The organism is Allobosea psychrotolerans, assembly GCF_002917105.1.
GTDB lineage: Bacteria > Pseudomonadota > Alphaproteobacteria > Rhizobiales > Beijerinckiaceae > Allobosea > Allobosea psychrotolerans.
In genome coordinates this window covers 39,731-64,738 of the sequence record NZ_PQFZ01000024.1, presented here as the reverse complement: position 1 = coordinate 64,738, position 25,008 = coordinate 39,731, and the positions used below count along the sequence as shown (strand labels likewise).

The window sequence follows — 25,008 nt, the reverse complement described above, 5'->3', positions numbered from 1 at the left end:
CCTTCTGTATGCGTCGCTTCTTCGCGCAAATCCTTACATGAAGATTACGCGGCGGCCCCGGGCAATCTGACGAGCCGGCGCCGGCCTTGTTCTCGCCGGATGGCGTAATGTTCACGTAACGGCGGATTGCTTGATGGGAGGGACGAGCGGCTCGGGCGCGGGCTGTCCTCGATCGTCTCTATCGCCAAGGAACCAGGCTTTGTTCATTCGGGAAAACCAGCGGCTCCCGCTCCCGTTGCGGATTTTTGCAGCGGTGAGCGTCTTGTTCGCTTGTTTTGTCGGGCCTCTGCTCCTTGTCGCGCTTTTTCACAGGCGCTGAAGCGACTTTGGCCGCGGGCATGCGATCTGACGCGCCATGCAGCGAATAAGGCGTTGTCGCATGCAATCGCGCGGTCTGGGAAACGGCCCGGTGCGCCGCTCACATACGGAAATTGGCTTGGATCAGAACAATGAATGAGCATCGTATTACGCTCGAGCCCGTGGCGGCCGCCGACCTGGCGCTTTTCCGGAAGGAATTGCAGGAGGCCTTCGCCGTAGCCGTCATCGAAGAGTTCGGCTCGCTCTCCGATGGCGCGATTCCACCGGACGAGGTTATCAATGAGTCCTGCGATGCCCCGGGCGCAGAGGTTCTTCATATCCTCGTGGACGGAAAGCGGGTTGGCGGGGCCGTCGTCGCCATCGACAGCGCGACGCAGCATAATTCGCTCGATCTGTTCTACGTCTCTACGGGCGAAGAAGGTCGCGGCATCGGCAAGGATGCTTGGAGCGCGATCGAGACTCGGCATCCCGAGACGAAGGTCTGGACGACGCACACGCCTTATTTCGAAAAGCGCAACATCCACTTTTACGTCAACAAATGTGGTTTCAAGATCGTCTCTTACTATCATTCGCGCCATCAGGATCCTCATCGACCCGAACAATTTTCCCTGTCGGAAGATGACGGCATGTTCAGGTTCGAAAAGGTCATGAAGGGAGGGACTTGAAGCCGGCAGGCAAATCGTCCCGTACACTGGCAAGAAGTTAGGCCGTCGGCTGACTGTAATGGATCGCTCATCAAGGGCGCAGTTCCGCTTCCGACCGATTTGGCGATCGCAGAAGTGGTCTGCTGCCGGTTTTGTGGACACCGCGATTCAGTGTTTGCCGAAGCGGGAGGTGGGCGACGGGACAACGAAGGTTTGGGCGAGAGTTCAAGATCGAGGCTGTACGCCTGATCACGGATCGCGGGGTGAGACGGCTGATCAAGTGGAACGGCGGTTGGCCACCTGATTGGGCGAACGGGAGATAGCCGAGTTCGTTCAGGACGGCCGGCAGATGCTGGCGCAGTTTCGAGTTAAAGAAGGCAGGCCCCGAAAGGCGCCTGCCTTCCGAAGTCAGCGGCGCAGGCGTGTCCAGACGCCATCGCGGATCTCGCGTGCCTTGAGCGAGCAATCCTTGACCGGCCTGAACCGCGTCTTCAAGGCTTCCGGCGGGTTGATCGCTGGATTGTCGCGAAGGTCCGCTTTGAGCAGCTCCTCGGCGCCCTTGATGGCATTGTTGTAGCCGCTGAAATTCGAGGCCTCGGCGGCGTTCTTCGGGACCATCATCCAGTTGAGGAAGATCTTGGCGCTCTCGGGGTTGGACGCACCCTTGGGAACGGCAAAATTATCGCCCCAGAGATTCATCCCCTCCGTCGGGTAGACGAACACGGCGGTCGGGAGCTTGGCACGCGAACGGTGCGAGGCGCCGTTCCACTGCTGGTGCATGATGACTTCGCCGGCAGCGACGCGGTCGATCGTGCCGGTCGAGGAATAGATCTTGACATGCGGCTTCTGCTTTTCAAGCAGCGTCAGGATCTTCTGGCCGTCTGCTGGGTTCTCGCTGCAGGTGTCGAGCCCGAGATAGAGCGCGGCCGCGCTATAGACCTCGCCCTGATCGTTGAGCACGGCAATCTGGCCCGAGAGCTCGGGCCGCGGCTCGAAGAATTCCTTCCAGCTCTCGGTCAGCTTGCCGCCCGGCACCTTGGCGGAATCATAAGTGAATCCGGTCGAACCCCAGAGATAAGGCACCGAATATTCGCGGCCGGGGTCGGTGGCGGGACGATCGTGAGGCGCGGCGACATTGCCGAAGTTCGACATTTTCGCCGCATCGACCTTCAGCAGGAGGCCGGATTTGATCATCGTCGCCAGGATGGAATTGCTGGGAACGACAATGTCGTAACCGCCGCCGCCGGCCTGCAGCTTGGCGAGCATCGTGTCGTTGCTGTCATAAACGTCGAGGCTGACCTTGATGCCTGTCTCCGCCTCGAAGCGCTTGATCAGATCGGGCGGCACGTAATTGGCCCAGCTGTAGAGCAGGAGCTGCTTCGACTGGGCGAGGGCGGCGGCGGGCGTGGCCGCGATCGCGAGCGCCGCGAGAACCGTGCGGAATCGGGTGGCTATCGTCATGAAGTCTTCTCTCCCCTTGTTTGGTTGGCAGGCGTGGTTCCACTGCGGAAGACGATGGCGACGACCGCGACCGAAGCCAGCAGCAGGAGCGTCGACAGCGCATTGACCTCCGGCGTGATGCCGGTGCGGATCATCCCGTAGATGTAGACGGGCAGCGTCGTGGCGCCGGGACCGGCGACGAAATAGGTGATGACGAAATCGCCAAGCGAGCTGATGAAGGCGAGCAGCGCGCCGGCAAAGATGCCCGGAGCGAGCAAGGGCAGCTCGATGCGCAGGAAACGCCGCCATGCGGGCGCGTAGAGATCGCTCGCCGCCTCCCCGAGTGCAGGGTCCAGCGCAGCCAGGCGCGAACGGATCGGATAATAGGCGAAAGGGATGCAGAAGACCGTATGCGCGAGAATGACCGACATCAGCCCGAGCCTCACCCCCACGAGCACGAAGAGCATGAGCAGCGCGACGGCGGTGACGATTTCGGGAATGAGCAAAGGCAGGCCGAGCAGCCCCTCGACCGCGGTGCGGACGCGGCCGCCCGAACGCGCGATACCCAGCGCAGCCGACGTTGCGGCAGCGGTGGCAAGGACGGTCGCGGCCGCCGCCACCGTCAGCGAATTGCCGATGGCCACGAGCATCGTGTCGTTGCCGAGCGCCTGGGCGTACCAATGCAGGCTGAAGCCGGTCCAGATCGTCGTCATGTCACTCGCATTGAACGAGAGCACCACGAGCACGATGATCGGCACGTAGAGGAAGAGCATCGCGAGCGCGGCGAGGACTGCTGTGCCGGGAAGGCGGAGAGGGTGCCTGGCCTCGTTCATGATGCAAGCCGCTCCCGCCGCTTCACGCTGGCCAGCAGTGCCAGCGCAACCAGAAGAACCAACAGGAGAACGAGCGCCAGCGCGGCCCCGAACGGCCAGTTGCGCGAGGCGCCGAACTGGGCCTGGATCAGGTTTCCGATCATCAGCGATTTGCCGCCGCCCAGCAGCTCCGGGCTGACATAGGCCCCCAGGCACGGCACGAAGACGAGGATGGCGCCAGCGGCAATGCCGGGCGCCGCCAGCGGCAGCACCACGCGCGAGAGCACGCGCCAGCGATCCGCGCCGAGGTCGAAGGCTGCCTCGATCAAACGCCGGTCGATGCGCTCGAGCGCGACATAGATCGGCAAGATCATGAAGGGCAGGAAGGAATAGGTCAGGCCGATCCCCGTCGCCAGCGGCGTGTAGAGGATGTCGAGCGGCGGCGTGACGAGGCCGGTCGTCGCGAGCGCGCTGTCGAGCGGGCCGCCATTGCGCAGGATCAGGATCCACGCAAAATTCCGGACCAGCAGGTTCGTCCAGAACGGGACGGTCACCAGGAACAGCATCAGGGCGGCGCGGCGCGGCGGCAGGCTCGCCATGTAGAGGGCCGTCGGGATACCCAGCGCCAGCGTGACCGCCGTGGTGACGGCGGCAAGCCGGAACGAGCGCAGGATGATCGCGATATAGTCGCTGTTGAAGGCGATCTGTCCCGCCAGGTCGCGCTCGAACAGCAGCTTCTCATACGCGATGGCCGTGTGCTGGCCCCAATTGACGCCTCCGAAGGCGCCGCGCTCGAGGGTCGAGACATACAACATCAGGCCGACCGGCACGAGCATGAACACGATCAGGAAGAGCGCAGCCGGCGCCGCCAGCAGCCCAGGAGAGGTCCGGACCGTACTCATGCCGGGAAGACCCGGACTGCGTCGGCAGGAAAGGCGAACCCCGTGGCGGTGCCGATCAGCCCCGCTGCCGCGATGCTGCCGGGCAGGCGCGCCCGCAATTCGCCCCCGCCCGCAAGCGCGGCATGCACGACGAGGTCGCTGCCGCGATAGACCGCCGTCTCCACGGTGCCGTGCAACAGGCCGGGCTCGGCCGCGCCCAGCGTGATGCGCTCGGGCCGGACGACCAGCACGGCCTTTGCCCCCTCAGCCAGCCCTTGCGCCTCGGCGACGGGCATGACGGCCTTGCTTGTGCCGATCGCGAAGCGCCCGCCTGCGCCGCTGCGCTCGAGACAGGTCGCGTTCCAGAAATTGGCCTCGCCGATGAACTCGGCGACGAAGAGATTGGCTGGCCTGTCATAGAGGTTTTCCGGCGAGCCGACCTGCATGACCACGCCGTCGCGCATCACTGCCAGGCGATCGGACATGGCGAGCGCCTCTTCCTGGTCGTGCGTCACGAACACGAAGGTGATGCCCGTTTCGGTCTGGAGCCGCTTGAGCTCGATCTGCATCTCGCGCCGCAACTTGAGATCGAGGGCAGACAACGGTTCGTCGAGCAGCAGCACCTTCGGCGCCGGAGCCAAGGCGCGCGCCAGCGCGACGCGCTGCTGCTGACCCCCGGAGAGCTGCGCCGGACGACGCTCGCCCATCCCCTCGAGGCGGACCAGGCGCAGCATCTCCGTGACGCGGGACCTGACGGTCTCGCGCGGCTGGCCGAGCATTTCGAGCCCGAAGCCGATATTCTCCGCCACGCTCATATGTGGAAAAAGCGCATAGCTCTGGAAGACGGTGTTGATCGGCCGCAGATTTGGCGGGGTCTGGCCAAGAAGCTTGCCGTCGAGGCTGATCTGCCCGGAATCGGGCATGCCGAACCCTGCGATCAGCCGCAGCAGCGTGGTCTTGCCGCAGCCCGACGGGCCCAGCAGCGTGAAGAACTCGTTGCGGCGAATATCGAGCGAGACGCCGGCCAGCGCCGGCTGAACCGCACCTGCATAGCGCTTCGAGACATCGGAGATGGCGACGATGGTGTCGTTCATGGTTGGCCTTCGGTCACGGCTGGCCTCCCGCGCTTGCGAGCGCGAGGGCGCTTGACCCAATCCTCGAGCTGATGGCGCCAGTAGATGAATTGGAACGCGGCGCGGCCATAGGTGCCGCCGGCGAAGGGCAGCCCGAACGGCGCGAAATGGCGGTGGCGGTCGTCGCCCTCGGCAATGGCCGACGCGATCAACTCGCCTGCGAGCGTGGTGTTGACGAGGCCGAGCCCACCAAAGCAGGCAGCGGCCCAGAGGCCCTCCGCCAGGGGCCCGATGACAGGCATTCTGTGCCGGGCGATCGGCATCAGCCCGGACCAGGCGCTTTCGATCTCGAGATCGGCCAGCTGCGGATAGATTCGCGCAATGTCGCGCTTCAGAAGTCCGCGCACTGTCTCCGGTGCATATTCGAAGGCATTGGCCCTGCCGCCCCAGAGCAGGCGGCCATCGGGCAAAACGCGATAGTAGTCCGTCGCGACGCGCGTGTCGGATACCGCGAAGCCCGTGCGGATGGCGGCACGCAATTGCTCGGATGCAGGCTTCGTGGCGACGACGAAGGATGCGACCGGCACCGTGGCGAGCCCCAGGCCGGCATGCAGCATTCCCAGATGCGCGCCGCCGGCCAGCACGACATGGCGCGCCGTGACCGAGCCGGACCGGGCGACGACCTTGCGCGCAGCGCCGGCCGCCTCGATCGCGACGACCTCCGAGCCCTCGTGAAGTCGCGCGCCCGCTGCTGCCGCGGCATGCGCCATCCCGCGCGCCAGATTGAGGGGCTGGATCTGCAGCGAAGCTGGATTGAGGAAACCGTCGGCATAGGCCTCCGTCGCCAGCAAGGCGCCAAGCTCCCCCGCGGGCAGATGGACGAGGCCTGCCGCGAACTGCTCGTTCATCCAGCCGACATGCTCACGCAGCGTGTCGGGTTGCCAGGCGATGCGGCAGCGCAAGGCACCGTGGCCCTGCAAGGTGTCGGGACCGAGCGCTTCCGCGCGGCGGCTTACGACCGAGAGCGCCTCCACGCTCAGGCGCCAGAGCGCTGCGGCATCGGATAGTCCGCGCTGCGCGACCAGGTCCCGCATCGACAGCGGATAGCCAGCGCTGGCGAAGCCGCCATTGCGGCCCGACGCCCCCCAGCCCATGCGGTTGGCTTCAAGCAGCACGACCGACCGCCCGCGCTCGGCCAGGCCCAGCGCCGTTGCCAGGCCGGCCAATCCCCCGCCGATCACGCAGGTCTCGACTTCGCAGTCGGCCTCGAGGGCTGGCCACTGGGCGTCATCGCTCCGGGTGGCGGCGTAATGCGTCTGCGGATAGGGCCGCACGTTCAGTACCCTCCGCCGGAGATCAGACGGGCGGCGGCAACCGCCATGGGCGCGAATTTGGCTCGGACCTCGTTTTCATCATGGTCGGCGAGCGCCATGGCGATGTGAACGGCGCCGCGCGGCCGGCCCTGCATGTCGACGACCGGCGCGGCGACCACGATCTCGCCCATCAGCGCTTCCTGAATGCAGACGGCAAAGCCGTCCTGCCTGGCCCGCGCGATCTGCGCCATCACGGCCTCTACATCGGTGATGGTGTGCGGCGTCAGCGGCTTGCGCGGGCTGCGCTCGACCAGCGCGCGCGCCTCGTCCTCCGGCAGCAGCGACAGCATCGCCCGACCACCCGACGAGCAGAATGCCGGGATGCGGCGCCCGATCACCGTGGCGCCGAAGGCCTCGCGCTGGCTCTGGAGCCGCACGACATAGACGATATCGAAGCCGTCCAGCAGGCTCAGATCGACCCGCTTCTGGCAGGATTGCCTGAGATCGGCGAGATAGGGCGTCGCCAGCTCGACCAGCGGATCGGTGCGCAGATAGGCATGCGCCAGCCCGAGCACGCGCCGCGACAGTCTGAAACGCCGCGTGGCCGGGTTCTTTTCGAGATAGCCCAGGGCCTGCAGCGTGAAGGCGAAACGCTGCGCGGCGCTCTTGTCCAGCCCTGTCTTCGCCGCGATCTCCGTCACCCCGACATCGCGCCGCTCATTGCCGACCGCTTCAAGCACGGCAAAGCCGCGCTCGAGCGAGGTCACGAAAAGCGAATTCGCCTGCGCCGGGGTCTCGCTCCCAATGGAGACAGAAGGATCCTTGCTGACCGCCAATTTGCCCCTCGTCGCGCTCAATCCGGGGAAAGGCTATGACGCAGCGCTATGGATTGCAATACAATTAAAAGTATCGCCTGGCGACACAAAACTTTGGCGGCGTCACTGTACAGGACCGATGCGGACCTCGCCTGCGTTCGATTGGAGGCGTCAATTCAGCGCCGGGCCGACAGGGGGCGCGCATCGATACGAGCTTTGAAGATCGGGCGCAGTGCATTGTTCCGGCCGCTCAACGATGCATGACCAAAAACCGGACGCTGCCGCTGTCGGCTGTGGGTCGCAAAACCGGCCGCTGGCTGAGCCGGAAAGCGCACGGGAGGCGCGCTCTCGATCCGACTGGACAAATAAACCGGCATTTCAGATAGGCAGTTGTTGCAGTTTTGTCTGAGTGGCGCGCCATTCACAGGCAAAGATTCGAACTGTCTTCGCTCAGCCCGCGTGACCGCTCAGCATGTGGTCAGCCAGGCTGTAGCAGTGGCTCGCCTGATAGGCGTTCCGGCCCCGGTTCATATGCGTCAGGTTGAACGCCCGGATGGCCTGCAACGAACGGCGTGTCGCGAGGAATCTACCGATCGAGGCGAGGCCGCGGATCTTGACGCCAAAAATGTCCTCGCCGCGGGGGAAGATAGAGCTGACGTCTTCCGGTCTCATCACGCAGCGCTCGAGGAGAGCGTCATCCACCTCGCCCTGGTCGAGCGAATGGTCCCTGGTGAAATCGGAAAGATGCACCAGGAATAGCGCGCGGATGCCCTCGCCATCCGCATAGAGCGAGAAAAGCTCCATCCAGCTCGCATTGACGCGAATGAGCGCCTTGCCCGGTGTCGATGGCAGACAGGAAACCGACCAGTAATGCCGCTCGGTCCGGCTCGGGATCGGGATGCAGTTGCGGCCGTATTGCCGGAGAATGTCCAGGACCTCTTGCGCCTGGGGCCGGCGCAGCAGTTTCTCGAACCGCGCGACGTATTTGAGGCGCAGCTCGAGCGACTGCGAGCGCTCATCGGCGTCGCGCAGGATCGTCTTGCCCTGCATCCAATCGCGCTGCTGCTGGAGATCCAGGAATCGGCGCAGACCGGTGGTGCTTGGGCGGCTGGTCGCGCTCACATCAGATACCATGTCGGCCAAGCCGGTTCGGATGGGTTATCGGCAATGCGATCATTAGACGGCTCGAATATCACGATGCTCTGAACCATAGGCCGTTCTCGGTTTCATCTGCATTGCGACGCCACCTTTTCATGGCAGGAGCAGCCGGCTGAAAACCAACGAAAATCAGAAAGCGCCCCAAGCGCCTATTCAGCTGGGCAGAGCACCAGATGACCGGGTGCGACTTCGGTGTATCGCGAGGGCTCGGCCACGTAACCGGCGGGATGGATGGGCGAGCTTAGCATCGGGGGGCCGGTCAGGCTGCGCGTCGCCCGTCGCGCCGGATCGGCGATCGGAACCGCCGACAGAAGGGCCTGGGTATAGGGGTGCTGCGGCCTCTCGAAGATGGCGGCGCGCGGGCCGATCTCGACGATCCGGCCCAGATACATCACCGCGACGCGATGGCTGATCCGTTCGACCACGGACATGTCGTGGCTGATGAACAGGCACGAAATTCCCAGATCCGCCTGCAGCTCCATCAGCAGGTTCAGCACCTGCGCCTGCACCGAGACATCCAGCGCCGATACCGCCTCATCGGCGATGATCAGCTTCGGATTGAGGGCAAGCGCACGGGCGATGGCGATGCGCTGGCGCTGGCCGCCCGAAAGCTCGTGCGGGTAAAGCTCGATGAAGCCGGCAGGCAGGCGCACGCGCTCGAACAGCTCTGCCACGCGCCGGTGCAGGGCCTGTCCCGATAGCCGCTCGTAGTTGAGCAGGGGCTCCGCCACCTGGTCGAACAGGCGCATCCGTGGGTCGAGGCTCGCATAGGGATCCTGGAAGATCATCTGCATCTTGCGGCGCAGCGCATGCATCCCCTGCGTCGACTGGGCCAGAACGTCCTGCCCGTCCAGCACCACCTCGCCCGACAAGGGCTGGATGAGACGCAGGATCGAGCGGCCGCAGGTCGACTTGCCGCAGCCGGACTCGCCGACGAGGCTGAGCGTCTGGCCGCGATCGATGGTGAAGCTGACATCCTCGACCGCGTGGACATTGGCGATGGTCCGGCGCAGAAGCCCCTTCTGGACGGGGAAGCGGGTGCACAGGTGGCGCACCGCGAGAAGCGGCGCAGCTTCCATCCCCTCAGTTGGCGCGATGGAGGAGGGGGCCGCGGCGCGAGTGGCGTCGCCGGTGGCGATGCCGCGCATCGGTGCCGGGCAGGTCGTGCCGCGCATCTCGCCCAGCCTGGGCACGGCGGCCAGCAGCGCGCGCGTATAAGGGTGTTGCGGGTTTGAGAAGATCGCCTCGACCGGACCGTCTTCGACCTTGTCGCCGCGATACATCACCACGACCCGGTCGGCCATCTGCGCGACCACGGCCATGTCGTGGGTGATGAACAGCACCGCCGTTCCGGTCTCGCGCTTCAACTTGTCGATCAAGGCGAGGATCTCGGCCTGGATCGTCACGTCGAGCGCGGTCGTCGGCTCATCGCAGATCAGCAGGCGTGGCTCGCAGGCCATCGCCATGGCGATCACGACGCGCTGGCGCATGCCGCCCGATAATTCGTGCGGATATTGCTTCAGGCGGCGCTCGGGCTCGCTGATCTGCATCTGCGTCAGCAGGTCGAGCGCGCGGGCGCGCGCCGCAGCCGTCGGGATGCGTCGATGCGTCAGGATCACCTCGACCAGCTGGCGCCCGATCGTGAAGACGGGATTGAGCGCCGTCATCGGCTCCTGGAAGACCATGCCGATCTGGTCGCCCCGGATCGCACGCATGGTTGCCTGATCGGTCCGGGCGAGGTCGATGACGCGCCCGTCGGCCTGCCGAAAGCGCAACTCCCCGCCGGCGATACAGCCGCCGCCGAATTCGACAAGCCGCATCAGCGACAGCGCCGAGACCGACTTGCCCGAACCGGATTCGCCGACCACGCAGACGCATTCCCCAGGCGCGATGTCGAAGCTGATGTCGCGCACGCCGAGGACAGGGCCGGCATCGGTCTCGAACGCGACGCGCAGGCCCGCGATCGAAACGAGGGGCGTCGGGCCGGATGCTTGCGGGGCATGGGACGTATCGAACATCAAACCTCCCCGGGACTGGCCCGGCCATCCTGTTGGCAGGCGACGCCGCAGCTGGAGCAGAGCATCCGGCGGGTGCGGACCTGTCTCGAAAAAAAGTACTATTTGTTACATATTGACTGCGGTGTGACGTGCTTGCAATATATTTTACATATTCCGGCGATCGCGACAGGTGCCTTCAAGATGGATCAGAACCTCATATGCGGCGCTGCCGGCGACTGCGCCCGCCGCATGCGCGGCTGAGGCCTTCCGGATGTTCCAATACACGCTGCGCCGGCTGCTGGTGGCGATCCCGACGCTCCTGCTGATCAGCCTGGTCATCTTCCTGCTTCTCGGCCTCGCGCCCGGCGATCCGATGGCGCAATTGCCGCTGACGATTCCGCCCGAGGTAAAGGAGAAGATGCGCCAGTCGCTCGGCCTCGGCGATCCCTTGATGCTGCGCTACCTGCTCTGGCTCAAGCAGTTCTTCTGGATCGAGCCGCTGCATGTCCTCGACACGGTCTTCGGCCTCAACCTGGCAGGCGACAGCCAGCGCGTGATGTCCTGGCAGTCGCGCGCGCCCGTTGCCGATATCATCGCGCTGCGCCTGCCGCAGACGCTGTGGGTCGTGGGCCTGGCTTATCTGGTGGGGATCGCGATTGCGCTGCCGATCGGCATCCTCTCGGCCTATCGGCAGCACAGTTGGTTCGACCAGCTTGGCACCTTCCTGTCGATGATCGGCTTCTCCGTGCCGACCTTCTTCACCGGGGTCGTGCTGATCGTGATCTTCTCGGTCGAGCTGCACTGGTTTCCCTCGCTCTACGACACGACGCTGAAGGTCACCGACTGGAACAGCTTCCTGATGCAATTGCGCCAGATGGTTCTGCCGGTGATGGTGCTGGCGCTCTACAATGCGAGCCAGATCAGCCGGTTCATGCGGGCCTCGATGCTCGACAATTTGCGGCAGGACTACGTCCGCACCGCCCGCGCCAACGGCCTGAGCGAAAGGGTCGTGGTGCTGGTCCATGTGCTCAGAAACTCGATGATCCCCGTGGTGACCGTCATCGCGATAGGCGTGCCGCAGATCTTCGGCGGCGCCATCATCACCGAGCAGGTCTTCAAGGTGAACGGGATCGGCGAGCTGCTGATCTCATCGATCCAGGCGAATGACGTGCCGATGGTGCAGACCCTGACCTTCATCTTCGCGGTGCTGATCGTGCTGTTCAACCTGGTCGCCGATATCCTGTACGGCGTTCTGGATCCGAGGATCCGCTATGACTGAGCGGGGATCCACTATGACCGAGGGTGTCGCGCCCGCTGCCCGCCGGCGTTCGAGCCAGGCGCGCGATGTCTGGCGCCGGTTCCGCCGCCATCGCGGTGCGGTGATCGGCGTGGTGATCCTGGGGGCGATTCTGCTGGCGGTCATCGCCGGCCCCTGGCTGTGGCAGCTCGACCCGACCGCCGTCGCGATGCGGATGCGCAGCAAGGGCCCGTCGCTGGAGCATCCGCTTGGCACCGACCAGCTCGGGCGCGACATGCTGGCGCGATTGATCGCTGGCGGGCGCGTCTCGCTGACGGTCGGGCTGACGGCGATGGGGCTGGCGCTGCTGCTGGGCACGCTGGTGGGCGTCTGTGCGGGGTTTTTGCGCGGGCTCGACGGGGTCCTGATGCGCCTGACCGATCTGTTCCTGGCGCTGCCGCTGTTGCCATTGCTCCTCGTCATGTCGATGCTGTTCCGCGAGCCGCTGTCGCAATGGCTCGGCGCCGAGACGGGGATATTCCTGCTGATCGTCACCTCCATCGGCGGAACCAGCTGGATGCACACGGCGCGCCTCGTGCGGGGCGAGGTTCTGAGCCTGAAGGAGCGCGAATTCATCCTTGCCGCCCGCTCGATCGGCACGCAGCGCGGCAAGATGATCCTGCGCCACATCCTGCCCAATGTGCTGTCGCCGATCCTGGTCTCGGCCACGCTCGGGATCGCGAGCGCGATCATGACCGAAAGCTCGCTGTCCTTCCTCGGGCTCGGCTTCCCGCCGGATTTCCCGACCTGGGGGCGGTTGCTTTACGACGCGGTCGATCAGATCCAGCTCTATCCGATGCGGGCGATCCTGCCCGGCATCGCGATCTCGCTGACGGTACTGTCGGTCAATTACATCGGCGACGGCTTGCGCGACGCGATGGATCCGCGGATTCGTGGGCGCTGAAAGAGCTTTTTGAAACTCCAGCCCTCATCCTGAGGAGCCGCGCAGCGGCGTCTCGAAGGATGCTCCAGATGGTTCCGGAGCCTCCTGGAGCATCCTTCGAGACGCGGGCTGCGCCCGCTCCTCAGGATGAGGGCTCGCGGAGTGGCCAACCGTCGCTGAGCCGGGCGGCGTCGAGGGGAGGGGCCTTCAGCCCTCCATTCGGTCGCGCAATTGGTTGAACGGGCCACGGCACAGCTGCACCATCCGCCCCAGCAGCGCGCGAGCGACGACCCGCGGCGGTTGCCGCTGGGGCCACCAGGCGAGCCCCGACGCGGGATCTTCAAGGGTACGCGCGAAGGCGCAGGCCAGGGCGGCCGAGGTCGGTACGCCCCGGCCGGACCAGCCGGAAAGCGCCCAGAGCCCGTCATCGAGGCGCTGGATCGAGGGCGTCTGGTCGAGGGCCATGCTGACGGTGCCGGTCCACATGAACTCCCAGCCCAGCCCCGCGAGCACAGGCCAGATGCGCGACAGGCGGCGGGTCATGAAGGCAGCCGTATAGGCGAAGCGGCTGCCGCGCCCGGGTTCCTGCAGGCCGCCGGTGATGATCCGCCCGGAGGCGTCGATGCGGAAGAACATCGGGTCGTGATGGGTGTCGCCGAAATTCATGCCCGACGGCATGACGCTGGCGCGTTCCTCGGCCGTCAGCGGGCGGCTTGCGACCGCGTAGCTCGTGAGCGGGAAGAAGCCCTGCGTCACCGCGCCGGGGATCGCGGCCGTGGAATAGGCGTCGGTCGTCAGGCCGACGGTCCTTGCGCGGACTTCGCCCTCGGGGGTGCGGACGCACCAGCGGCCGTCGCGGTGCGAGAAACCCGTCATCGGGCTGTCGGTGAAGACCTCGACCCCGAGCGAAAGCGCAAGCCGCGCCAGTTCGCGCGCATAACCGAGCGGATTGAGATGGCCGCCCTCGCGATGGACCCACCCGCCCAGGAAGGCGCGCGTGCCGGTCAGCGCGGCGACCTCCTCGGCGTCGAGATAGTGCTCGGTCTTGCCGTAGCCTGCGTATTTCGCCTGCGCCGCCCGGGTCGCAGCCAGCGTCCGGTCGTTATAGGCCGCGCTGAGCGTGCCCTTCTGCACCGCCTCGCAGCGCAGGCCGTGGCGCGCGATCCGATCGAAGACCCGGGCTCCGGCCTCGGCGAGGAGCCCGACGCCCTTTTCGGGCAGCGTCGCGGGATCGAGATAGCCAAACACCGGGATGCACTGGCCGTGATTTCGCCCGGATCCGCCAGCGCCGATCTCGCGCGCCTCGATCACCGCGACGCGGGCCCCGGCCTCGGCCAGTTCGATCGCGGTCAGCAGGCCGCCATAGCCGCCGCCGACCAGGACCATGTCGACCTCGCGCGTGCCGGCGAGGCGCCCGGTCACTGGCGCGGCGACGGCGGTCAACGCATAGGGCGGCTCGGTGGAAAACCGGGTCACGCGGCGACTCCATCGTCGATGGCGGCTGTCAGCGCCCCGGCCAGGCGGCTGGCCCAGCGCGCGCGGCCCGGCCCGGTCTCGAGAAGGTCGTTCGTCACCTCGAAACCGCAGGCCGGCAGGCCCGAGCCATAGCTGTGCCAGTCGACCGTGAAGACACCGTTTTGGCCGGAATAGGGCTGGTTGTCCCCCAGGACGAGGCCGTCTTCCTTGCCGAGATGATCAAGCAGGTGGCGCGACAGGGCGTCGTCGTCATGCCAGATCGTGCCGCCATCCCAGGGACGGTGCTGGCCCTGGAAAACGCGGGTGCAGCTGTGCAGCGCGAAGAGGAAGGGGCGCGGATGGCGCGCGGTCTGGCGCTCCCAGATCGCACCCAGCAGCTTGTGATAGGGCCAGAACACGGCCTCTTGCCGGACCTCTCTTTCGGCCGGGGACAAGGCGGCATTCGCTGGGATCGGCGCGCCTTCGAGCGCCGTGGCGATCGAGCGGGGATCATCGACCCAGCGGTTCACGTCGATCACGAGGCGGCTGACGTCGCAGAGCACGATCGGCACGTCGATCCGTGCAGCGAGCTCATGGGCGAGTTCCGCCACGCCCAGATCGCAGAAATAATGGCTGTCGCGCCAGGCCGGGGCGAGTCCGAGCTCGCCGAGCCCGGGCGGGACCGACCGGCCGGCATGATCGACCGCGATCACCCCGGGCAAGCGACCTTGCGGGTTCAGCACGATCGGCGGATTGGCATTCATGTGAAGTCCGAAATCACGGGAGGTCAGCTCTCCTTGGACGGCTCGGTCGCTCCGAGGTTGCGCAGCTCCTCGATCCGGGCGAGCCGGTCGCGGCTGGAATCGCGACAGCGCAGGCTGATGGCGGCGACGATCGCCTCGATCTGGGCGGTGACGACGACGCGCGAGCCGAAGGGCGAGGTCGAGGCGTCGGGCGAGGTCAGCACCGCATCGGCATGTTCCGCTATGGGCGAACGCCAGGTGTCGGTGAACAGGCAAAGGCGCGCGCCGCTTTGCCTTACGCCGCGCGCGAAGGTCAGAAGCTCGCTCTGGTAGCGGCGATAGTCGAAGATCACGAAGACGTCCTGCGGCCCCGCATCGACCAGCGTGTCATAGGCGAAACCCAGGGTGAGGGGGGTGAAGACGACGCCGGGCCGCAACTGGCCAAGCTGCGTCGCCAGCCGCTGCGCGAGGTTCTGGCTGTAGCGCCCGCCCAGCAGCTTGATCGTCGCCCGGGGGGACACCAGCAGGTCGACGATCGCATCGAATTCCGCCGGCATCGCCTGGGCGGCTGCGAGGTGCAGCGCCTCGGCCTGCATCAGCAGGGTGCGCTGGTAGATATGATGGGGTGCCTCAGCCGGTGCTTCCGAGCGGATATTGTTCAGCGGCGAGCCGAGCTGGCGCTCGACATCGGCGATCGCCGCGGCCTGGAAATCGGCGAAGCGCGAGAAGCCGATCTTGGTGAGGAAGCGCAGCACCGTCGGCGCGCTGACCGAGGCCTGCTTCGCCAGCACCTCGACCGTCGCAAGTGCGCGCGTCGGGTAGCCTTCGAGCAGAACCGAGGCGACCTTCCGCTCGGCCGTCGACCGGGCTTCGCTGCGAATCCTGTCGAAAAGGGGCGGTGCGGCCATTCCTGTATTCTTTATTACATATTGACTCAAATCAAGCCTCTTGCACAGTATGTTACAACAAGCAATGCGCGTCGGACTGTCCCTCGCTTGGGAGCCCAGCAGGCGAACGGGGCCGGCAACAGGAGAGAACGGAATGAGCATGGCCAAGTTGTTGACCAAGGCGAAGTTCTTGACCACGGCCGCGCTTGTGCTGTTGCCGTTCGCCGCGCAGGCGGAGCGGGGTTCGGACGGGGATCTGAAGATCTTCTACTGGCAGGCCGCGTCCACGCTGAACCCCTATCTGTCGGGGATCGGCAAGGAGGTCGATGCCGCGGCGCTGGTGGTCGAGCCTCTCGCGCGGTTCGATCCGCAGGGCACGCTGGTGCCGCTGCTGGCGGCAGAGATCCCGACGAAGGAGAATGGCGGCATCCTGGCCGACATGACGATGATCACCTGGAAGCTGCGTCCCGGCGTCAAATGGTCGGATGGCAGCGCCTTTTCCGCGAAGGACGTGGTCTTCACCTGGAAATACTGCACCGCCACGGGGGCAGGCTGCGCGGCCTCGAACGCCTTCGACGGGATCAAGGATGTGGTGGCCAAGGACGAGCTGACGATCGAGATCCGGTTCGCGCAGCCGACGCCCTATCCCTATGTGCCGTTCGTCAGCTCGACCACGCCGATCCTGCAGGAAGCGCAGTTCAAGGACTGCATGGGCGCCAAGATCGCCTCCTGCACCGCGCAGAATTTCGCGCCGATCGGCACCGGCCCCTACAGGGTCAAGGACTTCAAGCCGAACGACGTCGTCGTCTACGCGATGAACCCGGCCTATCGCGAAGCCGACAAGCCGCATTTCTCGGGCGTGACGATCAAGGGCGGGGGCGACGCGATGTCGGCCGCGCGGGCCGTCTTCGAGACGGGCGAAACCGATTACGCCTGGAACCTGCAGCTGGCGCCCGACGTCCTGGCGAAACTGACCTCGGCGGGCAAGGCGCGGCCGGTTACGGCCTTCGGCTCGATGGTCGAATACCTCTTCCTGAATCTGACCGATCCCGGAGCGGATCTGGGTGACAAGCGCTCGACCGTGGCGGGCGGCCCGAACAAGATCCTGAGCGACATCCGCGTGCGCAAGGCGCTGTCCCTTGCCATCGACCGGGCCGAAATCGCGGAGGTTCTCTATGGCGATCAGGGCAAAGCGACCTGCAATGTCGTGCCGGCGCCGGCGCAATATGTCTCGACGGCCAATGACGGCTGCCTGGCGCCCAATGCCGCAGCCGCCAAGGCCTTGCTGGACGAGGCGGGATGGAAGCCCGGCGCCGACGGCATCCGCGAGAAGGGCGGACAGAAGCTGAAGCTGTCCTTCCTGACCTCGACCAGCGGGGTGCGGCAGGACACCCAGGCCATGCTGAAGGAATATTGGAAGGGGCTCGGCGTCAGCGTCGATCTTCGCAATGTCAGCGGCTCGGTCTTTTTCGGCGGCGATGCCGGCAACCCGGATACGCGGCAGAAGTTCTACGCCGATGTCGAGATGTACACCGACAACTCGAAGGGCCTCGACCAGGAATCCTACCTGAACAAATGGACCTGCGCGGCGATCCCGTCCCCGGTCACGCAATGGCAGGGCAGCAACATGCCGCGCTATTGCTCGCAGGATTACGATGCCTTGTCGCAGGTGTTGCGGAAGACCGATGGGATCACCGCCCGGGCCGAGCTCGCGCGCAAGATGAACGATATGCTGGTGCAGTCCTACACGGTGATCCCGCTCGTGCATCGCGGCAATATCTCGGGCGCTGCCAAGTCGCTCAACGGGGTTTCGATGAACCCCTGGGACAGCGAATTGTGGGACGTGGCCGGCTGGTCGCGAGCCCGGTGAGGGGGCTGCCACCGCCATCCTGGGGACATCCGGGGGGATGTCCAATTGGATGTTTGGATATTGCGAGACGAACTCCGCAACGGCTGGCGCGCTTTCGAGCGAAGTGGGTGCCAGTTAGCGCGAAGAAGGCGCTTTATGACAGAGAGATAGAGCTGTTTGATGATCCAATTGGATCGGAAACGGCTCTAGCGTTGCGTCTTCAGGGCGTAAGAACGCCTTGGCCATCTCCAGAGTGAATGCTTCGACAACTGGAAGTTGTGCCTGGTCTGCAGCAAATTGACCGGTGTCTGTTGTTGTCGGAATTTGCCAAGGAACCTGCGTAAGCTTAATGTGAACTAGGTAGCTCTCATTCGACGTGATGGGAGCGTGCTTGATATCTTCCGATTGGGGAGGATGACATGGGACGCAAGTTCATCGACTGCCGCGAATTCCCGAGCGAGATGAAGTGCTCGGTCGCGATTACCGCCGATACCGAGAGCGAACTCCTGGAGGTGGCTGTGCAGCATGCTGTGGCCGTGCACGGGCATCAGGACACGCCCGAACTGCGGGACCAGATCAGAGGCGCCATCAAGGACGGCACGCCACCTGAAGTGGCGCCCCGTCGCGCCGCCTGATCGGCAAACCTGATCGGTCAGGATCGTCACCCTCGTCTTATCTGGCCTGCCGCCGGTTTCGTGGACAGGCAGCAGGCCATTTGAGATCATCCGGTTCTAGCGGGCATCCCCGCCTGCCTGCTGCTCCGAGGTGGTCGGGGGCAGGGCGGCGGTGATGATGATCTCGATCAGGTCGCCTTCGGGCATCACCGACTGCACGAAGGAGCGCACGGGTCCGTACCCGGCCGGCATCCAGCTCGACCAGGCTTCGTCGAAAGCCGGCTTGTTGTCGTGATCGGTCACCACGATCTCCGCCTTGACGATGCGCGTGCGGTCGAGGCCGGCATCCCTGAGATAGACCTCGATGACGCCCAGCGCGCCCAGCGTTTGCGCCTTGATATCGTGCCTGCGGTCAGGCGAGGTCGCAACCGCCCAGAGGAAGCCGCCGCCGCCCGGCAAATGGTAGACCGCCACGGCCGACTTGGTGGGAAGCGTCTTGTTGGGGATGCGGGTGATGTCCGTCGCGGTCATGTTTTGCTCTTGAGGCCGTCGATTATGGGCGCGTCTGAACATCGGCGCAGACGGAGCGGGACGCTAGCAATTTTCAGGGAGTCGTCCGAGCCGATTGCTGGCCTCAAGATCGGTCGCCGCGAGCGGTCAGCCCGCCCGTGATCGCCCTCACGCCGCGCTGCCGCCATGGCTGGTGGAGGCGAGAAAGGCCTGGAGGCGGGAATGCGCCGATGTGCCGGTGAGCTCGGCCGGCTTGCCGCGCTCAATCACCGCGCCGCCTTCCATGAACCAGATCTCGTCGGCGACCTCGCGCGCAAAACCCATCTCATGGGTGACGCAGATCATGGTCATGCCGCTGGTGGCGAGCTGCTTCATGGCGGCAAGGACTTCGCCGACCATTTCCGGATCGAGCGCCGAGGTCGGCTCGTCGAACAGCATGACCTGCGGATCCATGGCGAGCGAGCGGGCGATGGCGACGCGTTGGCGCTGGCCGCCCGAGAGCCGGCCCGGCATTTCGTCGGCCTTCTCGGCCAGCCCGACGCGGGCGAGTTCGGCCAGGCCCCGCTCGCGCGCTTCCGCCTTGCCCATCCCGCGCAGTTTGGTCAGGCCCAGCGTGATGTTGCCGATCGCGGAGAGATGCGGGAACAGGTTGTAGGCCTGGAAGACGAAGCCGACGCGCTGGCGTAAGCGATTGATGTCGACGCCGCGGGAGCCGACATCGGTGCCGTCGACCAGCACGCGCCCGCCCTGGATCGTCTCCAGCCGCGTCACCGTGCGGATCAGGGTCGATTTGCCGGAGCCGGAGGGGCCGACCAGCACCTTGACCTCGCCGCGGCCGACCTCGCCGGAGACGCCGGCGAGCGCCTGCATCGGCCCGAACCATTTATCGACATTCTCGAACCGGATCATGGTTTGCCTCATGCCGCGACGATGACGCCAGGCGCCCCGCCGCGCCCCGACGAGGTGCGCCGCTCGATGAAGCGGGCGAGCGAGGTCAAGGCGAAGCACAGCACGAAATAGGTCAGCGCCAGGATGCCATAGACCTCGAAGGGCTGGGTCAGCAGCACATTGTTCACCTGGCTCGCCGCGAAGGTCACCTCATGGGCGCTGATGACGTAGCCGAGCGAGGTTTCCTTGATGGTCGAGACGAACTGGCTGACCATGCTCGGCAGCATGTTGTGCAGCGCCTGCGGCAGCACGACCTTGAAGGTGGTCGGCCAGTAGCGCAGCCCGAGCGACTTGGCGGCCTCGACCTGGCCCGCCGGCAGGCCCTCGATGCCGGCGCGGATGATCTCGGAGAGATAGGCCGCCTCATAGACCACGAGCGCGATGACGAGCGTCTCGACCCCGCCGACCGCGCGCCCGATCACCAGCGGCGAGACGAAATAGGTCCAGAAGATGAACATGATCAGCGGCAGGCCGCGCACCGTATGCACGATCGCGGTGGCCGGCAGGCGCAGCCAGCGATAGGGGCTGAGCCGGGCGAGCGCCAGCGCGATGGCGAAGGGAAAGCACAGGGCAAGCGCGGTTGCCGCCATGAACAGCGTCATGGTCAGGCCGCCGAGCGGCCCGTGCGGGTACTGGCCGACGAGGAAGAGCAGCCAGTTGTTCTCGAGGATCTCCAGCATCAGCGCGTCTCGAGCTTGAGGCGGCGATCCGAATAGGAACCCAGCGCCATGATGCCGAAGGAGATCAGGAGATAGATCACGGTGGCGACCGCGAAGGCCTCGAAGGTCTTGAAGGTGTAGCTCTCGACCTCGCGCGTGCGGTAGGTCAGTTCACCGACGCCGATCGCCATGGCGAGGCTGGTGTTCTTGAACAGCAGCAGGGTCTGGTTGATCAAAGGCGGGATCGCGATCCGCATCGCCTGCGGCAGCACGACATAGCCCATGGCGCCGAGATAGCCGAAGCCGATCGAGCGCGCCGCCTCATATTGCGCCTTGGGGATCGAGCGGATGCCGCTGCGAATATCCTCGGCGATATAGGCTGCCGAGGCGAGCCCGAGCGCGATCGCCGCCAGCAGGAACTCGCCGTGATGGGCGTTGATCCATTGCCTGGCCGGGCGCGGCAGCAGCGAAGGGACGCCGAAATACCAGATGAGGATCTGCACCAGGAGCGGCACGTTGCGGTGATACTCGACATAGAGCGCAACGAACCAGCCGAGCGGCGGCAGCGGGATCATCCTTATCAGGGTCAGGATGATCCCCATCGCCATGGCAAGGCACCAGGCGACGCAGGTCAAGGCGAGCGTGGTGGCGACGCCGATCACGAACCAGTCGAGATACTGGCCGCTGAGCACGCCACGCAGGTCGAAGACATATCCCATCGCGCACCGCCCCCTGGCAGCTAGGCCTTGGAACCCATTTGGAAATTCGAGCCCTCATCCTGAGGAGCCGCGGCACGCGGCGTCTCGAAGGATGTTCCAGATGGTTCCGGAGACTCCTGGAGCATCCTTCGAGACGCGGGCTTACGCCCGCTCCTCAGGATGAGGGCTCAGGGAGCTTCCGAACGGTCTCTCAGGCCTTCAGCCCTTGATCTCTTCGATCGGGAAATCGCGCTTGATGTCGAAGGCGGTGCCGGCGCCCAGCCATTTCGAGAAGACCTTGTCGATCTCGCCGGAGCTGGCGAGCTTCGCCAGGACGCCGTTGACATGGTCCTTGAAGGCGGTTTCGCCGCGACGCAGGCCAAGCCCCCAGGGCTCGACGAAGAGCGACTTCTCGATCACCACCATCGGCGTCTTGGCCTGGCTCTGCTGGCGCAGCTTCACCAGGATCAGTTCGGAGGCGCAGAAGGCGTCGACCTTGTCCTGGACCAAGGCGAGATAGGCCGAGGAGGTGTCCTGGAAGGTCACCGTCTCCGCCGTCGGGATCAGCCGGCGCACGCCCTGCTCGGAGGAGGAGCCTTTCAGCGCCGTGACCTTCTTGCCGGCGAGCTTGTCCAGCGTGGTGATGCCCGATTCCTTGGTGACCATCAGCTTCTGCTGGCTGACGAAATAGGAATAGGAGAAGTCGATCTGCTGGGCGCGCTCGGGCGTATAGCCGAGATTGGCGGCGAGAATGTCGACGCGGCCTTGCGTCAGCTCGGGAATGCGGGCCTCCACCGCGATCGGCTTCAGTTCGAGCGTCACGCCGAGCGAATCCGCGACCTTCTGGCAGATGTCGACGTCGTAGCCGACGATCTGGCGAGTCTGCGGGTGCTGGAAGGAGAACGGCTCGGCCGTGCCGAGCGTGCCGCAGATCAGCTTTCCGCGCGCCTTGATCTCGGCGAGCTGGTCGGCCTTGGCCGCGGTCGTGGCGGTGCCGGCGAGAAGGACGGCAAGGCCCAGGATCGAAATCAGCTTCATAGTCTAGTCCCCTGTTCTTTTATGATCGTTGCAATGCGTCGCTGGCGCGCTTCATCCGCGCGCAGGCCTCCTCGATCGCGTCGAGAGATGTCGCGATCGACAGGCGCAGGTAGGGCGATAGCCCATAGGCCGAACCGTCGAGCATGGCGACGCCGGCCTCCTCCAGGAAATAAAGCGCGACATCGAGATCGCTCTTCAGTTCATGGCCCTCAGCCGTCCTCCTGCCGATCAGCCCGGCGCAGGACGGGTAGACATAGAAGGCGCCGTCGGGCGTGAGGCAGGTGATGCCGTCGATCGCATTGAGCAATTCGACCGCCCGGTCGCGGCGGGCCCGATAGGCGAGGCGGGCTTCACCGACGAAGCTCTGGTCGCCTTCGAGTGCGGCCGCAGCCGCTGCCATGCTCGGGGCCGCCGCCGCCGAGGTGGTCTGCGACTGGATGACGTTCATCGCCGTCACCAGCGGTTTCGGGCCGGCGCCATAGCCGATGCGGAAGCCGGTCATGGCGTAGGTCTTGGAGACGCCGTTGACCAGGAGCGTGCGCTCGCGCAGCCCGGGCGCAATCGCCACGGGGCAGACCGGGTCGCCGCCATCGAAGCGGATATGCTCGTAGATGTCGTCGGTCATCAGCGCCACCTGCGGATGGCGCAGCAGCACCTCGGTCAGCGCCGTCATCTCGGTGGCCGAGTAGAAGGCGCCTGTCGGGTTCGAGGGCGTGTTCAGCAGGAGCCAGCGCGTCTTTGGCGTGATCGCGGCCTCAAGCGCCTCCGGCGTCAGCTTGAAGCCGGAGTTTTCCCCGCAGGCCACGATCACCGGCGTGCCGTCGCAGGCGAGCACCATGTCGGGATAGGACACCCAATAGGGCGCGGGCACGATGACCTCGTCGCCTTCGCCCAATGTCGCCGCGAGCGCGTTGAAGATGATCTGCTTGGCGCCGCTGCCGACGACGATCTGGTCGAGCGGGTAGCTGACGCCGTTCTCGCGCTCGAACTTCGCGGCGATCGCCTTGCGCAGTCGCAGCGTGCCGTTGACCGGGGAATAGCGGGTCTCCCCGGCCGCCATCGCGGCGGTCGCCGCCTGCTGGATGTGGAGGGGCGTGTCGAAATCGGGCTCGCCGGTGGTGAGGTCGATGATGTCGCGGCCCTGCGCCCGCAACTCCTGGGCGCGCATCCGCGCGACCATGCTGGGCGAAGGCTTGATGCGCTGGACGCGCGCCGAGAGCGGGATGGCGGAGACGGTCATGACGCGGCCTTTTCGACGATCCCGGTATAGGGCTTGTCGAGGCGCCCCTCGGCGATGTCGGTGAGCGCGCCGGCTTCGCGCGCCTCCTGCGCGCGCACCAGCGCCAGCAATTCCGCGGCATCAGTGCGGTCGAAGGTCACGATGCCGTCGGCATCGCCGACCACGACATCGCCCGGCATCACCACCATGCCGTCGATCGCGACCGGCACGTTGATCTCGCCCGGCCCGGTCTTGTAGGGGCCACGATGGGTGACGCTGCGCGCATAGCAGGGGAAACCGGCCTCGACGAAGGCCGCGACATCGCGGATCGCACCGTCGATGACGAAGCCGGCGACGCCCATCGCCTTGGCGCGGCTCATCATGATCTCGCCGACCAGGGCCTGGATCTCGTCGCCGCCGCCATCGACGACCAGAACGTCGCCGGGGCGCAGGAATTCATAGGCCCTGTGCAGGGTCTGGTTGTCGCCGGGCCGCGTCTTCACCGTCACCGCGGTGCCGACCAGATGGCCCGCGCGATGATAGGGCTTGAGGCTCTTCGTGCCGTGCAGCCGGTTCATATTGTCGGAAATGACCGCGACGGCAGCGCCGCGAAAGGCATCGAGAATGGCGGCCGGAACGGCGGGGGCGCTCGGGTTGGTGCGGTGGCCGATCAGCGGCATGGTTTTGAGCCTGCGTCAGACAAATGGTTTCGACGACAACCAATATGTGATGTCGCATTAATGACAGAAAGCGAATATTATTCGCGAGAGCGATCGCTTTTCTTCATGAGGTAAGAGGCGGCGGTCACACGCGATTGCGAGGTCCCCATGCCGGCCAGCCTGAAGCAGCTCGAGGCATTCTATTGGACTGCGACGCTGGGCGGCTTCACCGAAGCGGCGCAGCGCCTCAACCTAGCTCAGTCCACGATCTCGAAACGGATCCTGGAGCTTGAAGCCGTCACCAACGGGCCGCTGTTCGACCGTGCGAGCCATGCCTTGCGGCTGACCCGGGCCGGCGAGGCGAGCCTGCCGATCGCGGCGCAGATGCTGGCGCTGGAGCTGCGCTTCCGTGAAGAGGCCAGCGGCCCGGCGAGCTTTTCGGGGCCCTTCCGCTTCGGCGCCACCGAGCTCGTCGCGCTGACCTGGCTGCCCAAGCTCGTCGTCGCGATGAAGCGCGCCTATCCGAACCTCGTACCGGTGCCGGAGGTGGCGGCGAGCATCGACCTGTTCGGCAAGCTGGCCGCGAATGAACTCGATCTCGTGATCGGGCTCGATCCGCCGCAGGCGCCCGATCTGACGGCGGTGCCGCTGCAGGCGGTCCAGCTCGAATGGGTCTCGGCGCCCGGCTTCGGCCCGGCCGAGGACTGCATCCCGCTGGGCGAGATGGCGAAATATCCGATCCTGAGCCAGACCCAGGGTTCCGGCCTGCAGCGGCTGGTGCTCGACTGGGCGGTGGCGAACGGCCTGCAGATCAACCGCGTCGTCCAGTGCAACAGCCTGAACGTGCTCGCCGGGCTCGCGGCCTCGGGGCTGGGCGTCACCTTCCTGACCGCAAGCTATTTCGCGCCCGAGATCAGGAGCGGTCTTCTGCGCGTGATCAGGACGGAGCCCGCGATTCCGCCGATCCGCTATTTCGCCGTGCATCGCGCCCGGGACCTGTCGCCGCTCGCAGCTCGCGTCGCCGCCATCGCGCAGGACTGCTGCGATTTCTCGGCGCGCAGCCTGCCGGAGCGGGAAAGTGCCTCGGCGGCCTGAGCC

25 protein-coding genes and 1 pseudogene are annotated in these 25,008 nt (G+C 65.6%); 7 read left to right on the top strand and 19 right to left on the bottom strand.

Annotation, left to right across the window (positions count from 1 at the left end):
• Positions 1-449 precede the first annotated feature (449 nt).
• The gene (locus CYD53_RS26360; RefSeq protein WP_103721060.1) at positions 450-983 is read left to right on the top strand and encodes a GNAT family N-acetyltransferase; all 534 of its coding nucleotides are present in this window, start codon (positions 450-452) and stop codon (positions 981-983) included.
• 208 nt (positions 984-1,191) lie between these two features.
• On the opposite strand, the pseudogene CYD53_RS26355 reads toward CYD53_RS26360, so the two are convergent.
• The 9 genes and pseudogenes from CYD53_RS26355 to CYD53_RS26315 all read right to left on the bottom strand — a co-directional run.
• Positions 1,192-1,302: pseudogene (locus CYD53_RS26355) on the bottom strand (IS21-like element helper ATPase IstB); the annotation flags it as partial.
• A gap of 68 nt (positions 1,303-1,370) precedes the next feature.
• Entirely contained in the window at positions 1,371-2,423 is a 1,053-nt protein-coding gene (locus CYD53_RS26350) for an extracellular solute-binding protein (protein WP_103721059.1), read from the bottom strand.
• Positions 2,420-3,235: an ABC transporter permease gene (locus CYD53_RS26345; protein ID WP_103721058.1), complete on the bottom strand. Its 816-nt coding sequence runs from the start codon at positions 3,233-3,235 to the stop codon at positions 2,420-2,422. Before CYD53_RS26345 ends, CYD53_RS26350 begins: the two co-directional genes overlap by 4 nt.
• The gene (locus CYD53_RS26340) at positions 3,232-4,116 is read right to left on the bottom strand and encodes an ABC transporter permease (protein WP_103721057.1); all 885 of its coding nucleotides are present in this window, start codon (positions 4,114-4,116) and stop codon (positions 3,232-3,234) included. The genes CYD53_RS26345 and CYD53_RS26340 overlap by 4 nt, the downstream gene beginning before the upstream one ends.
• Positions 4,113-5,189, bottom strand: coding sequence for an ABC transporter ATP-binding protein (locus tag CYD53_RS26335; RefSeq protein WP_103721056.1), 1,077 nt, complete (start codon positions 5,187-5,189; stop codon positions 4,113-4,115). The genes CYD53_RS26340 and CYD53_RS26335 overlap by 4 nt, the downstream gene beginning before the upstream one ends.
• On the bottom strand, positions 5,186-6,502 hold the full coding sequence (locus tag CYD53_RS26330; RefSeq protein WP_181012038.1) for an NAD(P)/FAD-dependent oxidoreductase: 1,317 nt from the start codon (positions 6,500-6,502) through the stop codon (positions 5,186-5,188). Before CYD53_RS26330 ends, CYD53_RS26335 begins: the two co-directional genes overlap by 4 nt.
• Positions 6,503-6,504: 2 nt before the next feature.
• The gene (locus CYD53_RS26325) at positions 6,505-7,248 is read right to left on the bottom strand and encodes an IclR family transcriptional regulator (protein WP_210202437.1); all 744 of its coding nucleotides are present in this window, start codon (positions 7,246-7,248) and stop codon (positions 6,505-6,507) included.
• Between the two features lie 498 nt (positions 7,249-7,746).
• Positions 7,747-8,430, bottom strand: a complete 684-nt coding sequence (locus CYD53_RS26320; RefSeq protein ID WP_103721075.1) for a hypothetical protein — start codon at positions 8,428-8,430, stop codon at positions 7,747-7,749.
• A 173-nt stretch (positions 8,431-8,603) separates the two neighbouring features.
• On the bottom strand, positions 8,604-10,472 hold the full coding sequence (locus CYD53_RS26315; RefSeq protein ID WP_103721054.1) for an ABC transporter ATP-binding protein: 1,869 nt from the start codon (positions 10,470-10,472) through the stop codon (positions 8,604-8,606).
• Here CYD53_RS26315 and CYD53_RS30050 point away from each other — a divergent pair.
• Genes CYD53_RS30050 through CYD53_RS26305 form a run of 3 tightly spaced genes read left to right on the top strand, consistent with a single transcriptional unit; the run spans position 10,455 to position 12,652 of the window.
• Positions 10,455-10,712 carry a hypothetical protein gene (locus CYD53_RS30050; protein ID WP_146056013.1) on the top strand — a complete coding sequence of 86 codons (258 nt, stop codon included), beginning with the start codon at positions 10,455-10,457 and terminating at the stop codon, positions 10,710-10,712. The genes CYD53_RS26315 and CYD53_RS30050 overlap by 18 nt on opposite strands.
• A 10-nt stretch (positions 10,713-10,722) precedes the next feature.
• Positions 10,723-11,730 (top strand): ABC transporter permease, encoded by a 1,008-nt coding sequence (locus tag CYD53_RS26310; RefSeq protein WP_103721053.1) that lies wholly within the window; start codon positions 10,723-10,725, stop codon positions 11,728-11,730.
• A gap of 13 nt (positions 11,731-11,743) precedes the next feature.
• On the top strand, positions 11,744-12,652 hold the full coding sequence (locus CYD53_RS26305) for an ABC transporter permease (protein WP_103721052.1): 909 nt from the start codon (positions 11,744-11,746) through the stop codon (positions 12,650-12,652).
• 186 nt (positions 12,653-12,838) lie between these two features.
• Here CYD53_RS26305 and CYD53_RS26300 read toward each other — a convergent pair whose 3' ends face one another.
• The 3 genes from CYD53_RS26300 to CYD53_RS26290 are packed head-to-tail and all read right to left on the bottom strand — an operon-like array spanning position 12,839 to position 15,737.
• Positions 12,839-14,107, bottom strand: coding sequence for an NAD(P)/FAD-dependent oxidoreductase (locus tag CYD53_RS26300; protein ID WP_210202436.1), 1,269 nt, complete (start codon positions 14,105-14,107; stop codon positions 12,839-12,841).
• Complete coding sequence (locus tag CYD53_RS26295) at positions 14,104-14,850, bottom strand: N-formylglutamate amidohydrolase (RefSeq protein ID WP_103721051.1); 747 nt, start codon at positions 14,848-14,850, stop codon at positions 14,104-14,106. Before CYD53_RS26295 ends, CYD53_RS26300 begins: the two co-directional genes overlap by 4 nt.
• A gap of 23 nt (positions 14,851-14,873) precedes the next feature.
• Positions 14,874-15,737, bottom strand: coding sequence for a MurR/RpiR family transcriptional regulator (locus CYD53_RS26290; RefSeq protein ID WP_103721050.1), 864 nt, complete (start codon positions 15,735-15,737; stop codon positions 14,874-14,876).
• 133 nt (positions 15,738-15,870) lie between these two features.
• Between CYD53_RS26290 and CYD53_RS26285 the strand changes: the two genes are divergently transcribed.
• Positions 15,871-17,586 (top strand): peptide ABC transporter substrate-binding protein, encoded by a 1,716-nt coding sequence (locus CYD53_RS26285; RefSeq protein ID WP_245928444.1) that lies wholly within the window; start codon positions 15,871-15,873, stop codon positions 17,584-17,586.
• A gap of 398 nt (positions 17,587-17,984) precedes the next feature.
• A complete protein-coding gene (locus CYD53_RS26280) occupies positions 17,985-18,200 on the top strand; it encodes a DUF1059 domain-containing protein (protein WP_103721049.1) in 216 nt (71 codons plus the stop codon).
• Positions 18,201-18,296: 96 nt separating this feature from the next.
• Here CYD53_RS26280 and CYD53_RS26275 read toward each other — a convergent pair whose 3' ends face one another.
• The 7 genes from CYD53_RS26275 to CYD53_RS26245 form a co-directional block, all read right to left on the bottom strand.
• Positions 18,297-18,710, bottom strand: a complete 414-nt coding sequence (locus CYD53_RS26275; RefSeq protein WP_103721048.1) for a Rid family hydrolase — start codon at positions 18,708-18,710, stop codon at positions 18,297-18,299.
• Positions 18,711-18,857: 147 nt separating this feature from the next.
• The gene (locus tag CYD53_RS26270; RefSeq protein WP_103721047.1) at positions 18,858-19,598 is read right to left on the bottom strand and encodes an amino acid ABC transporter ATP-binding protein; all 741 of its coding nucleotides are present in this window, start codon (positions 19,596-19,598) and stop codon (positions 18,858-18,860) included.
• 8 nt (positions 19,599-19,606) lie between these two features.
• Positions 19,607-20,317, bottom strand: a complete 711-nt coding sequence (locus CYD53_RS26265; protein WP_103721046.1) for an amino acid ABC transporter permease — start codon at positions 20,315-20,317, stop codon at positions 19,607-19,609.
• The gene (locus CYD53_RS26260; RefSeq protein WP_092164765.1) at positions 20,317-21,015 is read right to left on the bottom strand and encodes an amino acid ABC transporter permease; all 699 of its coding nucleotides are present in this window, start codon (positions 21,013-21,015) and stop codon (positions 20,317-20,319) included. Before CYD53_RS26260 ends, CYD53_RS26265 begins: the two co-directional genes overlap by 1 nt.
• 198 nt (positions 21,016-21,213) lie before the next feature.
• A complete protein-coding gene (locus CYD53_RS26255) occupies positions 21,214-22,032 on the bottom strand; it encodes an ABC transporter substrate-binding protein (protein ID WP_103721045.1) in 819 nt (272 codons plus the stop codon).
• A 19-nt stretch (positions 22,033-22,051) separates the two neighbouring features.
• Positions 22,052-23,272: an aspartate transaminase gene (locus CYD53_RS26250; RefSeq protein ID WP_103721044.1), complete on the bottom strand. Its 1,221-nt coding sequence runs from the start codon at positions 23,270-23,272 to the stop codon at positions 22,052-22,054.
• Entirely contained in the window at positions 23,269-23,931 is a 663-nt protein-coding gene (locus CYD53_RS26245) for an RraA family protein (protein WP_103721043.1), read from the bottom strand. Before CYD53_RS26245 ends, CYD53_RS26250 begins: the two co-directional genes overlap by 4 nt.
• A 147-nt stretch (positions 23,932-24,078) precedes the next feature.
• On the opposite strand from CYD53_RS26245, the gene CYD53_RS26240 reads away from it, so the two are divergent.
• A complete protein-coding gene (locus CYD53_RS26240) occupies positions 24,079-25,005 on the top strand; it encodes a LysR family transcriptional regulator (RefSeq protein WP_103721042.1) in 927 nt (308 codons plus the stop codon).
• The last annotated feature ends 3 nt before the right edge of the window (positions 25,006-25,008 follow it).

What these genes read in the sequence shown, in the direction of transcription:
- CYD53_RS26360 (WP_103721060.1), top strand. Translation starts at nt 450, where the DNA reads ATGAATGAGCATCGTATTACGCTCGAGCCCGTGGCGGCCGCCGACCTG.
- CYD53_RS26350 (WP_103721059.1), bottom strand. Translation starts at nt 2,423, where the DNA reads ATGACGATAGCCACCCGATTCCGCACGGTTCTCGCGGCGCTCGCGATC.
- CYD53_RS26345 (WP_103721058.1), bottom strand. Translation starts at nt 3,235, where the DNA reads ATGAACGAGGCCAGGCACCCTCTCCGCCTTCCCGGCACAGCAGTCCTC.
- CYD53_RS26340 (WP_103721057.1), bottom strand. Translation starts at nt 4,116, where the DNA reads ATGAGTACGGTCCGGACCTCTCCTGGGCTGCTGGCGGCGCCGGCTGCG.
- CYD53_RS26335 (WP_103721056.1), bottom strand. Translation starts at nt 5,189, where the DNA reads ATGAACGACACCATCGTCGCCATCTCCGATGTCTCGAAGCGCTATGCA.
- CYD53_RS26320 (WP_103721075.1), bottom strand. Translation starts at nt 8,430, where the DNA reads ATGGTATCTGATGTGAGCGCGACCAGCCGCCCAAGCACCACCGGTCTG.
- CYD53_RS30050 (WP_146056013.1), top strand. Translation starts at nt 10,455, where the DNA reads ATGGGACGTATCGAACATCAAACCTCCCCGGGACTGGCCCGGCCATCC.
- CYD53_RS26315 (WP_103721054.1), bottom strand. Translation starts at nt 10,472, where the DNA reads ATGTTCGATACGTCCCATGCCCCGCAAGCATCCGGCCCGACGCCCCTC.
- CYD53_RS26310 (WP_103721053.1), top strand. Translation starts at nt 10,723, where the DNA reads ATGTTCCAATACACGCTGCGCCGGCTGCTGGTGGCGATCCCGACGCTC.
- CYD53_RS26305 (WP_103721052.1), top strand. Translation starts at nt 11,744, where the DNA reads ATGACCGAGGGTGTCGCGCCCGCTGCCCGCCGGCGTTCGAGCCAGGCG.
- CYD53_RS26295 (WP_103721051.1), bottom strand. Translation starts at nt 14,850, where the DNA reads ATGAATGCCAATCCGCCGATCGTGCTGAACCCGCAAGGTCGCTTGCCC.
- CYD53_RS26290 (WP_103721050.1), bottom strand. Translation starts at nt 15,737, where the DNA reads ATGGCCGCACCGCCCCTTTTCGACAGGATTCGCAGCGAAGCCCGGTCG.
- CYD53_RS26285 (WP_245928444.1), top strand. Translation starts at nt 15,871, where the DNA reads ATGAGCATGGCCAAGTTGTTGACCAAGGCGAAGTTCTTGACCACGGCC.
- CYD53_RS26280 (WP_103721049.1), top strand. Translation starts at nt 17,985, where the DNA reads ATGGGACGCAAGTTCATCGACTGCCGCGAATTCCCGAGCGAGATGAAG.
- CYD53_RS26275 (WP_103721048.1), bottom strand. Translation starts at nt 18,710, where the DNA reads ATGACCGCGACGGACATCACCCGCATCCCCAACAAGACGCTTCCCACC.
- CYD53_RS26270 (WP_103721047.1), bottom strand. Translation starts at nt 19,598, where the DNA reads ATGATCCGGTTCGAGAATGTCGATAAATGGTTCGGGCCGATGCAGGCG.
- CYD53_RS26265 (WP_103721046.1), bottom strand. Translation starts at nt 20,317, where the DNA reads ATGCTGGAGATCCTCGAGAACAACTGGCTGCTCTTCCTCGTCGGCCAG.
- CYD53_RS26260 (WP_092164765.1), bottom strand. Translation starts at nt 21,015, where the DNA reads ATGGGATATGTCTTCGACCTGCGTGGCGTGCTCAGCGGCCAGTATCTC.
- CYD53_RS26255 (WP_103721045.1), bottom strand. Translation starts at nt 22,032, where the DNA reads ATGAAGCTGATTTCGATCCTGGGCCTTGCCGTCCTTCTCGCCGGCACC.
- CYD53_RS26250 (WP_103721044.1), bottom strand. Translation starts at nt 23,272, where the DNA reads ATGACCGTCTCCGCCATCCCGCTCTCGGCGCGCGTCCAGCGCATCAAG.
- CYD53_RS26245 (WP_103721043.1), bottom strand. Translation starts at nt 23,931, where the DNA reads ATGCCGCTGATCGGCCACCGCACCAACCCGAGCGCCCCCGCCGTTCCG.
- CYD53_RS26240 (WP_103721042.1), top strand. Translation starts at nt 24,079, where the DNA reads ATGCCGGCCAGCCTGAAGCAGCTCGAGGCATTCTATTGGACTGCGACG.